Here is a 14,489-nt window from a genome sequence, read left to right on the forward strand (position 1 = left end):
GGCACACATTTTTTATTTTTTTGTCCCATGAAAGCCCCTATTTTAGGGCATTTGCTAATTTGAATCTTGACGTTTCTGAGATAACGCGAAAGTCAGGAAGCAAGAAGATCCAAAAAGTATCTTGATTCTTGCTGCAGGCGGTTTTAGAGATATGAGCCGCCTTGCAAAAAGTTCCCCAAACATGTGGACGGATATTTTCAAACAAAATAGAGAAAATCTTCTACTATCCATTGAGGTTTTCAAAAAAGAGCTCAAATATGCACAAAAACTTATAGAAGAAGAGAGTTGGGAAGAGCTTAAAGAGTGGATGAAAACAGCCACCGAGACCGTTCATAATTTTGTGTCACCGATAGTTCATAGGATTATATCATAGCTCGAGAGCTTTCTCGAGTCTTCCTTCAAAAAATATAGCCAATTGGGAGAGAGTAAGACTCCAGTTTCTAATTGGCATTGTCCACTTTTTTTGAGCATTCTGAATACCAAGATAGAGCAGCTTTAAAAGGCTGTTTTCATTGGGAAACGCTCCTTTTGTTTTAGTAAGTTTTCGAAACTGTCGATGGACAGATTCTATGATATTTGTAGTATAGACGATACGACGGATATCTTCAGGGTATTTGAAATAATAAGAGAGATTTTCCCATTTATTCCTCCACGAGTTGATAACAATGGGGTATTTTTTGCCCCATTTCTCTTCAAGCCGATCCAATTCCGTTTCGGCAGCCTCTTTGGATATTGCCTGATACACTTTTTTAAGGTCTTTCATGAACTCTTTGGAGTCTTTAGAAGCTACATATTTAAGGGAATTTCTTATTGTCCTCGGCTTCGCCTGCGGGGTTGTCGCTTCGCTCGGACGATGAATAATGCAAAGTTGCACTTCGGTCTTAGGAAATATTGCATTGATAGCCTCTGAAAACCCTTTGAGTCCATCCACTGATAATAAGTATATCTTCGACTCCTCTATTGTTTAAATCTGTTAAAATAGATAGCCAGAAATTGGCACCTTCAGACTCTGATAGATAAAGTCCCAATATCTCTTTTTTGCCTTCCAAATTTACTCCAAGAATAGTATAAACAGCTTTATTAACATATTTACCATTATCTTTGATTTTATAGTGTATTGCATCAAGCCAAATGAAAGGATATACTGCCTCTAATGGTCTTTGCTGCCACTCTTTTAACATTGGAATAATCTTATCTGTAACAGCACTAATAGTGGCTTTGGAAAATTCAATACCATAAAGTTCTTTAATATGCTGGGCTATCTGGCTATAGGAGTTTCCAAGAGCATAGAGTAATAGTATTTTCTGCTCTATTTGATCGCTCATATAAGTTTGATACTTTTTAACGATTTGAGGTTCGAATGTCCCTTTTCTATCTCTTGGAACCACTAGTTCAAACTCGCCAACTGAACTCTTCATTGTTTTTGAAGATTTGCCATTTTTGCGGTTTTTTATCTCTTTAGCTAGATGTGATTCAAGTTCTGCTTCTAAAGCAGCCTCTGTGAGTTGTTTAATAAGTGGTGCAAGTACTCCATCTTTGCCATCTATTTTTGCTCCAGCCTTGATAGCCTCAAGAGCTTCATTCAAATCGAAGTTTTCCATATTGTGTCTCTCCTTTAGATTATTTTATTCTATCGGATTGACACAAAATTTCTAACGCTCCCCAGCCACCACTTTGCATAAGATTTTATAATTTATCCCCTTTTTCTTCCCTCTTTTTTTCAATAACATTTAAAAGCTTATTTAATCTTTTTTTGTCTATCTTATGTTTTTTACCTTCATAAATATTTTCATAAAGCTCTTTTGCAAAAAGTTCAAGCTCATAATTTTGCGAGATATATGGTAATACTCTGTTTAAAAGCTCTTTTTCACTACTTGAAAATCTAATTTTTATTGATCTTTTTTTAAAAATTATGTATGCAAAAAATATCATAGCTGTCAATAAAATCCCTGCTATAAAACCTAATAGAAAATATTTTGTATCAAACTCACTTTTTGTCTGTTTTACAATTTTGTTATTGTTATATTTTTTTTCATTTTTTAGGCCATTTATGATATCTATCTTTATCTTTTTGCTTTTTAATACTTTTACTGTTTTACTATCTAAATCAAAATACTCTACTTCAACAGAAGGTATTATAAAATCTTTATCTGAAACAATGGAAAATTTTTGTATAAATTTAACCTCTAATTTTTTATTTTTAAACTTTTCCATTTTTTTTGGAATATCACTAAATACGGTGGCTCCTGGGATATTTAGTTCTATTTTGTCAAAATTTTCAATATTACCTTCTCCAAAAATCTCAATAGTAAAATTTATGGGCTCGTTTATTTTTGCCTCTTTTTTATCTACGTAAGTTTTGATATCAAAATTTCCAACCAAGTTCACATCTTTTGGCAAAGGTTTAACCACAATATTTACCAAATTTGATTTGACACTTCTCCATTTTGGAACCGTAACAACAACACCAAAAAGATCTTGAGTGGTATCGGGAGTTGCTATTTTTATAATTGCATGTCCTATTTTCAAAACACCGTTTTTTTGCGGGAAAACCACATATTTTAACTCTTTTACTAAATATTTTGGCGTATCTAAAAGATATTTTCCTGAACTGTCTTCATCAACTCTTTTTACCCAAAAATCATTAAAAACAGGAGGAGAAAATCTATAGTCAACTATCTCTAGGCTCTTTTTTATTTTCAATCTTAAAGTCACAGTTATAGGTTCTCCTATAAAAGCCTCTTTCTTATCCGAAAAAATTTTAAACTCAATATCACTCTCTTTTTTCTTGACTTTTTCAATCTTTATTCCATCCCCAGCAAAAGAGAAATAGGTAGATATCATAAATATCAAAAAAATTCTACCAAGGTTTTTCACTAAAATCTCCTCTATTTTTTGTTTCATTTTTATAAATTAAAGTTTTTTGCGGGATATTTTGTATCATTTTCAACCACTTTTTCTCTTCTCTTTGGCTTATTGGTTCATCTTTCTTACTTTTATTGCCTTTAATTTTCTTTTTCTCTTTTGATTTATCACCTCCCTTTTTACTTCTTTTTCCCTCTTTATCGCTCTTTTTATTATCTCTACCTTCTTTATTCTCATTATTCTTTTTTTTGTTTTTGTTCTCTTTTTTAGAGCCCTTTTGGTTACTCTTTTTTAACATCTTTTTTGCAAGTTCCAAATTATGCTCTGTATCTTTATCATACTCTATAGCTAAAGCTTTTTTATAAAATTCAATAGCTTTTTTATAATCTTTAAGCATAAAATATGAATTTCCCAAATTATGAAACACATATCTTCTAAGTCTTTTATTGGGGGTTTGAACAAGATTATAGTATTTGATTGCTTTTTCATATTTTCCAGATTTATAGTAAGCATTGGCTAAATCGTAAAAACTTTGTGAACTCTTTTTACTTTTTGCTACTTTTTCAAAATACTCTATAGCTTTTTCATATTTCTCTTTATCATAGTGCTCTTTTGCTTTTTTTATATTTTTAAAATCAAATATATCCGCTTTCGTATCTGTAGTTAAAACAAATGAAACTAACAAAATATAAGTTATTTTTTTCCTCGAAGGAATCGAAAAAAAGACGATAAACAGCAAAAAAAGCGCTACTGCAAGAAAATAGGGATATAGCTCTATCTGCTGCGTAACTTTTTGTTTCGCAATCTTTTTTTTATAATTTTTTAGTGAATTTAACAGTTTTGTAATATCTTGTACCCCACTAGAAGCAACAATAAACTCTCCATCTGTTTCTAAAGCAAGACTCTCTACATTTTTGTTCAATTTTGTTATCACTATATTTTGATTTTTATCTTTTATATATCTGCCATCTTCTGGAATTGGGGCTCCTTTTTCACTACCAAAAGCCAACATAAAAATCTTTAAACCACTTTTTTTTGCATAATTTATCTCTCTTGAAAAATCCTCTTTATCGCCTCCATCTGTGAAAATAATCATATTTTTAATACTCTCTTTTCCTAAAAGCATAGAGGCCGTTTCCAACGCAGAAAGAAAATTTGTCCCTTGTAGAGTGATAGATGTTGTATCTATATTTTTCAGTAAAAACAAAATAGCCTCTTTATCGCTGCTTAACGGAGAGACTATAAACGCATCTTTCGCAAAGGCTATGAGCGAAATCTCCAAATCTTTTGATTTTTTAATAAACTCTTCCATTTTACGTTTTGCAAACTCCAATCTGTTTGGAAACAGATCTTCAGCCAACATTGACTTGGATATATCAAGTGCAAGTACTACAGGAGTTTTTTTACTCTCTATCTCAACAACTCCTTTTTGAATAACAGGCCTGCTAAGTGCAAATATCATCAAAAATAGAGCTAAAAAAAGCAAAAAAAGTCTAGTATTTTTATCCATTCCCATATCTATTTTTAATCTATTCAAAACTTCTTTATCGAAAATCCTATCCAATTCGCTTTTGTTAGTAATGATCAAATAGAGCAAAACTAAAGAAGGAATCAGCATGAGATAAATAAATTCAATACTTAAAATCTTCATCTAAACTCCACGCCTTCCATAAAAATAGATATATACAAGAAGCATTAAAACAGACAAAAACAAGGTATAGATATATAGTTGATCCTTTTTGACAAATTGAGCACCCTTTATTTCTGATTTCTCCAGACTCTCTATCTTATTGTATACCTCTTTCAAAGCAGAAGCATTTTTTGCAAAAAAGAAATCTCCCTTTGTCTCTTTTGCAATTTTTTTCAAAAGAGGTATATTTATATTTTCCTTATCTCCTATACCTATCGTATAAATTTTTATTTTATGTTTTTTAGCCATTTTTAAAATTACATCTAACGGAATTTTACTTGCCGTATCGATGCCGTCAGTCAATAAGATCAATATTTTCGATTTTGCCTCTGCTTTTTTTAAAAGAGAGATCCCTTGAGCTATCGCATCCAAAATAGCCGTTTTTTGACCGACTATCCCTATTTGAAGATAGTCTATTATCTTTTTTAGGACATCTTTATCAAAAGTAAGAGGAGAAGCGGTATATGCAAATGTTCCAAAAACTACTAAAGCGATATTATCACGCTCTCTTTTTGAAATAAAATCTTTTAAGAGCTCTTTCACGACTGTAAATTTATCCTTTAAAAAATCCTCTTCGTCAAACCCTCTCTCTTTCATAGAGCCACTAGCATCAACCGCCAAAGCAATATCGTATCCAATATTTTTAACGCTAACGCTGCTATCAAATCTAATCGGTCCTGCAAGTGAGACAACAAGCAAAAAAATAGAAGAGTATTTTAAAAACTCCACTAAAAAACTCTTTTTACTCCCTGCTTTTTTTAAAAGTTTAAGATGAGGAAAAATCAGCGCACTCTCTTTCGCTTTACATTTGAGGGCACAAAAAATTATAATAGGAATCAAAATCAAAATCCAAGGATATTCAAATCCGAAACTACTCATCTACCGTCTCTAAAAAAAGTTTTAAATATCTTTTAACTTCATCATCAAGTTTTGAAACCTCTTTTTTATATTTATATCTTTGCAATCTTCTTAAAAGCTCTTCAAATATCTTAAAACTTCTATCATCCCAAACAAGTTCTCTACCCAGTTTAGTTATGGTATATGCGGCTCTTTTTGAATCTTCTAGATCTATATTTTTTAAAATTGCTATCATCTCTTTTCTTTTATCTACTCTCTTTTTTGTAAAAATTTTTATTAACTTATAAAAAAGTATAAAAAACATAAGAAAAGATAAAAAGATAACAATAATATAAGCATAAAAAGAGAAATCAGAAATCTCAACAAGAGGCTTAATATCTTTTAATCTATCCATATCTTTGTCCAAAAAGTTTCATAAGTTTTACAAAAGGCTCTTCATCTGTATAAATTTTTATAAATCTGATTCTATTTTTCCTAAAATGCTCATACATAAAATGATCTTTTCTCTTAATCTCTTTCATATACTCTTTTTTAGTTCCTCTATCAAGATCTAACACTGCACTACTTTTCTCTTCCGGGTCTATCAGATTTATAAAACCTGCTTCCAAAGGCTCCTCTTCCAATCTATCTCTAAGGATAATCGCAACCACCTCATGCTTTTTAGATAAAACTCTAAAATCAAAGTCGCTCAAAAAATCGCTGATTATAAAAACAAGTGATTTTCTCCTTATCTTATAGAGTCTGTTAGTCAGAACATTAAAATCAGCCTTTTTTCCTAAAGGATCAAACCTCTCAATCTCTTCGCACATCCTACTAACGGCATGAATATTTTTTGTAGGTTTTATAAAGTTGTAAATTCTATCTGCAAATATAAAATAACTAAAACTATCTTGATTTTTTATAGCTGAAAATCCTAAGATTGCTGCTATCTCTGCTGCCAAATCCTTTTTAAATCTTTTAGAACCAAAAAAGAAACTACCATTTAGCATTAAACCCAGTACTACATTTAGTTCGCGCTCCTGCTTAAAAACCTTAACGTAAGGCTTTTGAAGTTTGGCCGTTATAAGCCAATCAATCTTTTTTACATCATCGCCTTGATTGTACTCTCTAAGTTCTACAAAATCAAACCCCTCTCCCTTAAAAATAGAGGGATTGTTGCCGGCAACTTCGCTAAATACTTGACGTCTAGCTTTTATTAAAATCTTTTTTATCTTTTTCTCCAAAAAATTCCTTTCAGTAACAGACATTGGACATTGGACATTGGCCGCTTCGCCCTTCTCACTCTCTCACTTTCTTACTTACCCCTTCACTCTTCATCCTTCCTCATTAAAACTTGAAATTTCAAACTTACCACCTTACTTACTCACCCACTCACCTAATAAACTATGGAATAGGAACTTTTTCTAAAATCTTCTCGATAATAAAATCTGCACTTATCTCTTCTGCCTCAGCTTCATAACTCAAAATTATTCTATGTCTTAATACCTCTTTTGCAATATATGCTATCTCAAGCGGAGAAACATAGTCTTTTCCTCTTAGATATGCCAAAGCTCTACAAGCCTTATACATATCTATAGTTGCCCTAGGACTTGCACCAAACTCGATATAATCTTTAATAGACTCCAACGAATAATTTTCAGGTTTTCTAGTTGCGAAAATCAGATCTACTATGTACTCTTCTATCTCTTTATCTATATGAATATTTTTTACCTCTTTTTTTAAATTCTCTAAATCCTCTTTAGTAGCAACCTTCTCTATATTTTCAAAAGTATTGTTTGCAACTCTTCTTGCTATTTCAAGTTCCTCTTCTTTAGTGTTATATCCTACTACAAGTTTTAGCATAAACCTATCAAGCTGCGCTTCTGGAAGATTATAAGCTCCTTCTGATTCAACAGGGTTTTGGGTAGCCATAACCAAAAAAGGCCCATCTATAAAAAAAGTATTTTCACCTATAGTTACTTGTCTTTCTTGCATAACTTCCAATAAAGCAGACTGCACCTTTGCGGGAGCTCTGTTAATCTCATCCGCCAACAGCAGATTTGTAAACACCGGACCTTTTTTAATCTTAAACTCGTTTTTAACAGGATCATATATCTCAGTACCTATTATGTCATTTGGCAAAAGATCCGGAGTAAACTGTACTCTTTTAAATTCAAGTCCCAAAGTCTTTGAAAGAGCATTTATAGTAGTTGTCTTGGCAAGTCCTGGAACACCCTCTAAAAGAATATGCCCATCACATAAAAGACCGATCAACAGTCCATCTATCATCTTTTCCTGACCAACTACTATTTTTTTGATCTCTTTTTTGATTCTATCTATAATCTTTCTCATATCAATTTCCTAACAATTTTATTTCGATTATAAAGTAAATCTATTTATAAACAAATTTACTACAATTATTAAAGTTGTGCGTAATTAAGTTTAATTATTTTTTATTTTGATATAGTTATAACTCAAAGAAAAAACTGGATAAAAAATGAACGTTCATAACACCGTTTGTAAAAATGTTGACGAGTTAAAAAAGTTTATCCAAGACAGAAGCCTTCAAGATTCTGAAAAACTTTTTATATAAGTATATAGCGGTATTTTAAATAAATCACATATACAAAAAATTTTAGACTATTTATCTTCTACTATAATGCCCTAAAATTTTAGACAACAAAATCTAATAAGGAGCTTCAAATTAGCTAAAATGATAAGAGGGAAAAAGAAAGGGGCTAAAGATGAGCAAAAAGAAAAAAAGCTATAGCGCAGAGTTTAAGACCAAAGTAGTATTGGAGCTATGAAAAGATGAGGAGCCTGCTGCAAAGATAGCAAGTAAATATGGTATCAGCGTTCAAACACTCAACCAATGGAAGAAGAAGTTTTTAGAAAACGCTTCTTTGGCATTCGATATCGCAGAGGCTACAAAAGAGTATAGAGAAAAGATAAAAGAGCTAGAAATTGAGAATGAAGTTTTAGCGAAAACTTTAGGAAAGACCACAATAGAAAGAGACTGGGCAGTGGGAAAACTAAAAAGCTTGGACTTATCAAGTAAGAAAAGTCTCGTCGAGTCCAAGCTTAAAACCATCTCTTTGACGAGACAATGTGAACTTTTGGGTCTCAATCGCTCCACACTTTACTATAAACCAAAAGGAATAAGCGAATACGATTTGAAGATTATGCGCCGTATCGATGAGATATATACCGATGTTGCAACCTATGGCTATCGTAGAATCCACGCTAGGCTCAAAGAGGAAGGTTGGCATATAGGTCATAATAAAGTACATAGATTGATGCAACTTTTAGGAATTGCTGCAATTTATCCTAAAAGAAAGAAACAAACCAGCACCAAAGCCAAAGAGCACACAATCTATCCTTACTCTTTGAAAGCCTTTAAAACGATAAAGGTCAAGTAGTTGTGGATAGACCAAATAGAGTGTGGAGTGGTATATTACCTATATCCCAGTCAAGGGTGGCTTTATGTATCTATGCGCCATTATCGATTGGCACTCTAAAGCCTTGCTATCGTGGAGGCTTTCCAACACACTATAGATGTATCATTAGTGACACAGACACTTCAAGATGCTATCGATATACATGGAGTACCCCAAATCTTCAATTCAGATTAAGGAAGTCAATATACAAGTGATAATCATACCAAACTTTTAAAAAAGTATGGCATCACAATCTCTATGAACTCTAAAGGAAGAAGTATCGATAACATTGCAATAGAGCGCTTCTTTAGAACACTCAAATATGAAGAGATCTATCTCAGGGAATATAGCAACGTTAAGGAACTCAGAACAGGCATACGAAACTACATCAAATTTTACAATTTCAATCGAATGCATTCATCTTTAAACTATAACAGACCGATGAATGTCTATCAGACATCAAAAGAAAAAGCAGCTTGAAAAGCTGAAAGATGAATGCTAAAAAAGTTGTCTTGACAAATGGGACAGTTTACTAGCTTTGGTATTAGCGATAAAAGAGAACATTATCCTAACCCCACCCAACTGCACAGGATATAATACATAAAGAGTAAGAAACAAAAGGGTCAACAAAAATGGAGAAATTAAATAAAAATCAAGAAGAGATAAAGCGTTTTACAGCAAAAAAGAAAGCTTCCATCGTTATGGATATTTTTCAAGGAAAAACAACAGTAACTGAAGTTGCGAGAAAGTATGATTTGACGCCTGGGGAAATAGAGGAGTGGATGGAAGATGCACGCAGAGATATGGAGAATCAGCTTCGTGCCAGACCTAAAGATATTGCTGCTATATATGAAGAGAAGATAAAAGATATGAAGGCAGTCATCGGTGAATTGACATTGGAGAATATCGCATTAAAAAAGTACGACGCTCTGTTCGGAAAAGAGAAGAAGTGATGCAAGTTCAGAGCGAGATGAGAAGTGAAGGTTACTCAATCAGCATCACAAAGCTTTGTTCTCTTTTTGAACTTCCATGCAGGAGCTTTTATTATAAACCAATTAAAAGAATGCAAAAACTAGATGAAGGGCGTGTTAAAAAAGTCAAAGAGATGATTGAAAAGTTTCCAACGTATGGCTATCGTCGTTTAGCTTTGCTGCTTGGAATGAACAAAAAAGCAGTGCAGCGCATTCTGCAACTAAAAAGTTGGCAGGTAAGAAAGCGTTCAAAGGGCATAGGCCAAGAGCCAAAATGATGCCTTCACGTTCACACTATCCCAATCAAAGATGGGCAATCGATATGACCCGCATCTACAGTATCAATGATGGCTGGAGTACTTTAGCTTGCATGATTGATACTTGTACCTGTGAAATCGTTGGATGGAGACTCTCAAAAAGCGGTAAAGCAAACACAGCAGAGGCAGCTTTGCAAGAAGATCTAATCTACCGTTTCGGAAGACTCCAGCGATTGAAAGAGCCCATTGTATTACGAAGCGACAATGATCTAGTTTTTAGCAGCAAATCATTCACCAAAACAATCAAAGATTATAATTTTACTCAGGAATTTATTACTCCCTACACTCCTGAACAAAATGGTATGATTGAAAGGTTCTTCCGAACCATCAAGGAAGAGTGTATCTGGCACTATAACTTCAAATCACTCAAGGAGGCTAATAAAATTATTGGAGAATGGATCAATTTTTACAATCAAAAACGAAAGCATTCAGCGCTGCAGTACAAAACGCCCGCAGAAGTGTTTCGTTTAGTAGCTTAGGTGTGCAGGAAAAAGGGGTTATTACAACATGATAATATTAACAATATTATTGAAAGAGCAGATCAAGCACTTTATATATCAAAAAGAAACGGAAAAAATAGAGTTACAGTACTATAAAATAGATGGCCTGCACAGATTCAAAAAGATATGGCACTCCTATAAGGAGGGAAGGGAGTGCAAATCAGATACACGTTGCTAGGGGTCAAAGGGTATAAAAGATTAGAAAGGATATACTACAATTCGCTTATGATAAGCGAGGAGGCAAGAAGAAGAAAAAAGATTTTAGATTTTTGGCAAAAGTATGGATTGGAAGCTACAATAGATGCTTTTGGAGTAAGTAGAAGAACACTATATCGCTGGAAAAGAGCTTTAAAAGAGGCAAAAGGAGATGTTGTCTTACTTAATCCAAAATCTACAAGACCTAAAAAAGTCAGAAAATCGAAAGTCTCTTTGGAAATAGTGCAAGAGATAAAAAGATTGAGAGAAAAATATCCCAATATAGGCAGGGCGAAACTCTATCATCTTTTAAAACCTTTTTGTGAAAAAAAAGGAATAAAAACTCCTTCAGAATCAACAATAGGAAGAATAATAGCAAAAGCTCCTGATAAAATGAGATTATTCCCATATCGTATAGACACTAAAGGTAGAGTTAAACCCAAAAAAAGAGAAAGGAAAAATCGTAAACCAAAAAATCTTAAAACTAAACCTATGCAGCTTTGGGGAATTGATACAATACAAAAAGTATCAAATGGCATAAAACGATATATTATGACAATGATAGATCCTGTAAGCCGTATAGCCTTCGCAGTCGCAATTCCATCCAAACATGCTAAACATACGGCAAAAGCTCTTGAAGCTCTCATAGATGGCATATCTTCAATTAAACTCTATCAAAAAAGCTCTTTAGCAATCCTTTCTGACAATGGTAGTGAATTCAAAAAAGAGTTTGACGCTTTAATAGAACAAAAAGATCTCACACATTATTGAACATATCCTAAAAGCCCTAAAATGAACGCACATAATGAACGCTTCAATAGAACCATTCAAGAACAATTTATTGACTATTATAAAGACCTACTCTTTACAGATATTAACGAATTTAACAAAAAACTTGCCCACTGGCTCATCGATTACAATACCAAAATACCACACTATTGTCAACAGCAACCCAAAAATGTACCACTTCGGCAATGTAAAAATGCACCACCTGTTACATTGAGAAACTAACTGTTTAACCCTGTAAAAATACCTGCTTTTCTTTTTTGCTTAAGCCTATAGCTTTCACCCTGAATGTTTAAGATATGACTGTGATGAATAAGTCTATCAAGTATTGCAGTAGTCAATGCTTCATCATTGTTAAGTACCTCCTTGAATTTGGTAAAGTTAAGATTGGATGTGATTATGATCGAGCCGCTCTCGTATCTTTTGTTGATTACCTGGAAAAAGAGGTTGGCCTGATTTTCATTTAGTTTTATATATCCAAATTCATCTATTATCAAGAGTTTTGGGATATTTATCACTTTTTTAAAATAGTCGTTCAATCTGCCTGCCTGCTGGGCTATTTCAAGCTGCAATAGCAGATCTGCAGCGGTAATAAACCTGGTCTTTATTCTATTTTGTGTTGCTATATATCCCAAGGCTATGGCAAGATGGGTTTTTCCTACACCGCTTGGACCAATAAGCAGGATATTTTCGGCATTATCTATAAACCTTAGAGTAGATAGTTCATTTATCATATTTTTATCTACAGATGAGCTTTTAAAGTCAAACATCTCTAAAGTTTTAACCTTTGGAAATCCCGCCAATCTAAGAGTGGTTTCTTTGGACCTTTGAATCTTTTTTTCATACTCATACTCAAATAGTTTCAATAAAAACCGGGTATATGAGAGATTCTCTTTCATAGACTGTTCTGCGATATATGAGTAGCTCTCTTGTATTGCCGGTAATCTGAAAATTAGGGCATACTCTTTTATTCTTTCATCTATAGAGGCTGCTTCATATGATATGCTCTTTTTTTGTATTGATTTATTGCTACTCATTTACAGCCTCCTGTAACAAATCCTCATAATCTTTCAAAGAGGTTTGTGGTTCTATTTTTACTTTATCATCCAATATTTTTAAATAAAGTTTATTATCCTCTTTTGAATATTCGGTTTTTCTAAAAAAGTTGTTGTTTTTATCTATTGACACAAAAACCTTTTTGTTTGTAGAATTACTTTTCGTATGTATCATTAATGAACTCCTCGGCTCTGCTGTTTTTACAAGTGGCAGCAGAGCCTTCTTTTCTATTTCAAACAGTTCTCTCGGTTTTTGCTTCAGTGTAGAATGTACTCTATTACTTGTAATCTCAAGCCAGCTAAATATTTGTGAATTTAAAAGCTTACAATCGATGACAAGAGAAGAATTTTTCAGCTTTGCTTTTAAGGGTATATAGAAGTTTCTTTTCAAATATCCTATATATCTTTCAACTTTCCCTTTCGTTTTAGCTCTATATGGTTTGCATAGAAGTGGATTGAAACCGTAGTCTCGTGAAAAATCAAGAAACTTTTCATTAAATTTGTGTTTTCCTGCTCCATATGCGTTTCTTTTTATTACAACACTTTTTAGGTTATCATAAAGTATATTTTTAGGTATTCCGCCAAAGTAAGAATATGCTTTTTTATGGCAATCTTCAAATGTCTCATATCTCATATTGTCCGTAAAACAGACGTATGTATATCTGCTGTATCCAAGTATCATTATAAATGCATATATTGGATTTTTGCCGCCTTTTATAACTGTCCAGTCAACTTGAGCTTGCTCACCAGGCAAAGTCTCAAATCTTACAATACTCTCCTCTTTTAAAGGCATAAACTTTTTATATAAATCACTTACAAAGCTTTGAACAACTCTTCCTTTTCCTTCATATCCCATATCCAAAATCTCCCTGTAAATAACAGTGGAAGGGATTTTATCTGGCAAAGCCTCTTTTACTCTTTTTTCAATATACGATTTAAAAGTATCGAGCTTCGATTTGTAAACAACTTTTTTCCTTGGTTTCAAACTCTCTTCCTTGAGTCTTTTTGAAATTGTTCTTCTATCTAAACCGGTAATTCTCGATATCCCCCTTATGCTGTACCCCTGCTTTTTTAAAGTGTGTATCATTACAAACTCCTCATAGCTTATCATTTCATCCAATCTCCCTCTTTAAAACTAAAGAAGAAGATTTTACAAAATCTTCTATTTTTTAACTTCGCAGGTGGTACATTTTCACTTTGCCGTTATGGTGTATTTTAGCATTGCCGATGACAACTATTCACTTAATTTTAAATCTCCGGTAAAATACCTTCTTGAAAATCATAATGAGTGCCATATGTATTGGACTTATACATGAACTCAAAATAGATACAAATTTAGTGTATAATAACATGGGTCAGGTGATAATAATAACTTCAAATTGACATTGGACATTAGGAATTTGAATTAGAATAAAGAAGTTTTTGGTAATTGGTATATTGGTGTATTAGTTACTGATATTTTTAATTTTTATTTATTTTTTATTGAAATTGAAGAAGAGAACTTGTAGTAAAAAGAACTTGTAAATTTTTAAATCTTAACACTTAGCCTTAGCAATTAAATCTTAAAACTTTAATTCTGGCCTGGCGCCGACTTACTTTTCCACACCCGGAGGGTGCAGTATCATCAGCGATGCGGAGCTTAGCTTCTAGGTTCGAAATGGGTCTAGGCGTTTCCTCCGCTCTATAGGCACCAGGACAGAAATACTCAATCTTCCTTGGAAGACTCAGTATTTCTGTAATTTGGAATTAGGAATTTGGAATTTGGAATTGGAGAAATTTTTTTCTAATTTCTAGTTCCTAATTCCCAATTACTAATTACTAATTACTATTTTTTAA

At 32.9% G+C, this 14,489-nt stretch carries 11 protein-coding genes, 1 rRNA gene and 4 pseudogenes; 6 read left to right on the top strand and 10 right to left on the bottom strand.

Annotation, left to right across the window (positions count from 1 at the left end; translation table 11 throughout):
* Positions 1-91 precede the first annotated feature (91 nt).
* Positions 92-373, top strand: a pseudogene (locus NIL_RS07565) (prephenate dehydrogenase dimerization domain-containing protein); the annotation flags it as partial.
* Here NIL_RS07565 and NIL_RS07570 read toward each other — a convergent pair.
* The 7 genes and pseudogenes from NIL_RS07570 to NIL_RS07600 all read right to left on the bottom strand — a co-directional run bounded on the left by NIL_RS07570 (position 368) and on the right by NIL_RS07600 (position 7,744).
* Positions 368-1,601: pseudogene (locus tag NIL_RS07570) on the bottom strand (IS256 family transposase). The pseudogenes NIL_RS07565 and NIL_RS07570 overlap by 6 nt on opposite strands.
* A gap of 85 nt (positions 1,602-1,686) precedes the next feature.
* Positions 1,687-2,877, bottom strand: a complete 1,191-nt coding sequence (locus NIL_RS07575) for a BatD family protein (protein ID WP_187647187.1) — start codon at positions 2,875-2,877, stop codon at positions 1,687-1,689.
* A complete protein-coding gene (locus NIL_RS07580; RefSeq protein ID WP_187647188.1) occupies positions 2,861-4,516 on the bottom strand; it encodes a VWA domain-containing protein in 1,656 nt (551 codons plus the stop codon). The genes NIL_RS07575 and NIL_RS07580 overlap by 17 nt, the downstream gene beginning before the upstream one ends.
* Positions 4,517-5,434, bottom strand: coding sequence for a vWA domain-containing protein (locus tag NIL_RS07585; RefSeq protein ID WP_187647189.1), 918 nt, complete (start codon positions 5,432-5,434; stop codon positions 4,517-4,519). It abuts the gene before it with no gap.
* Positions 5,427-5,807, bottom strand: coding sequence for a hypothetical protein (locus NIL_RS07590; RefSeq protein WP_187647190.1), 381 nt, complete (start codon positions 5,805-5,807; stop codon positions 5,427-5,429). Before NIL_RS07590 ends, NIL_RS07585 begins: the two co-directional genes overlap by 8 nt.
* Positions 5,800-6,636, bottom strand: a complete 837-nt coding sequence (locus NIL_RS07595; protein ID WP_197972067.1) for a DUF58 domain-containing protein — start codon at positions 6,634-6,636, stop codon at positions 5,800-5,802. The genes NIL_RS07590 and NIL_RS07595 overlap by 8 nt, the downstream gene beginning before the upstream one ends.
* Positions 6,637-6,796: 160 nt before the next feature.
* Entirely contained in the window at positions 6,797-7,744 is a 948-nt protein-coding gene (locus tag NIL_RS07600) for an AAA family ATPase (RefSeq protein WP_187647192.1), read from the bottom strand.
* A 392-nt stretch (positions 7,745-8,136) separates the two neighbouring features.
* Between NIL_RS07600 and NIL_RS07605 the strand changes: the two are divergent.
* The 5 genes and pseudogenes from NIL_RS07605 (at position 8,137) to NIL_RS07625 (ending at position 11,823) form a co-directional block, all read left to right on the top strand.
* A pseudogene (locus NIL_RS07605) lies at positions 8,137-9,309 on the top strand (IS3 family transposase).
* 152 nt (positions 9,310-9,461) lie between these two features.
* Positions 9,462-9,782 (top strand): transposase, encoded by a 321-nt coding sequence (locus NIL_RS07610; protein ID WP_187647193.1) that lies wholly within the window; start codon positions 9,462-9,464, stop codon positions 9,780-9,782.
* Complete coding sequence (locus NIL_RS07615) at positions 9,779-10,078, top strand: hypothetical protein (RefSeq protein WP_187647194.1); 300 nt, start codon at positions 9,779-9,781, stop codon at positions 10,076-10,078. Before NIL_RS07610 ends, NIL_RS07615 begins: the two co-directional genes overlap by 4 nt.
* Positions 10,075-10,596 carry an integrase core domain-containing protein gene (locus NIL_RS07620; protein WP_187647195.1) on the top strand — a complete coding sequence of 174 codons (522 nt, stop codon included), beginning with the start codon at positions 10,075-10,077 and terminating at the stop codon, positions 10,594-10,596. The genes NIL_RS07615 and NIL_RS07620 overlap by 4 nt, the downstream gene beginning before the upstream one ends.
* A 174-nt stretch (positions 10,597-10,770) precedes the next feature.
* Positions 10,771-11,823: pseudogene (locus NIL_RS07625) on the top strand (DDE-type integrase/transposase/recombinase).
* On the opposite strand, the gene istB reads toward NIL_RS07625, so the two are convergent.
* The 3 genes from istB to rrf all read right to left on the bottom strand — a co-directional run bounded on the left by istB (position 11,820) and on the right by rrf (position 14,348).
* A complete protein-coding gene (istB, locus tag NIL_RS07630; protein ID WP_246434416.1) occupies positions 11,820-12,635 on the bottom strand; it encodes an IS21-like element helper ATPase IstB in 816 nt (271 codons plus the stop codon). The pseudogene NIL_RS07625 and the gene istB sit on opposite strands and share 4 nt — an antisense overlap.
* Positions 12,628-13,764, bottom strand: coding sequence for an IS21 family transposase (gene istA, locus NIL_RS07635; RefSeq protein WP_246434482.1), 1,137 nt, complete (start codon positions 13,762-13,764; stop codon positions 12,628-12,630). Before istA ends, istB begins: the two co-directional genes overlap by 8 nt.
* Positions 13,765-14,232: 468 nt before the next feature.
* Positions 14,233-14,348, bottom strand: a 5S ribosomal RNA gene (rrf, locus tag NIL_RS07640).
* Between the last annotated feature and the right edge of the window lie 141 nt (positions 14,349-14,489).

It is taken from the genome of Nitrosophilus labii, assembly GCF_014466985.1.
In the GTDB taxonomy this organism is placed as follows: domain Bacteria; phylum Campylobacterota; class Campylobacteria; order Campylobacterales; family Nitratiruptoraceae; genus Nitrosophilus_A; species Nitrosophilus_A labii.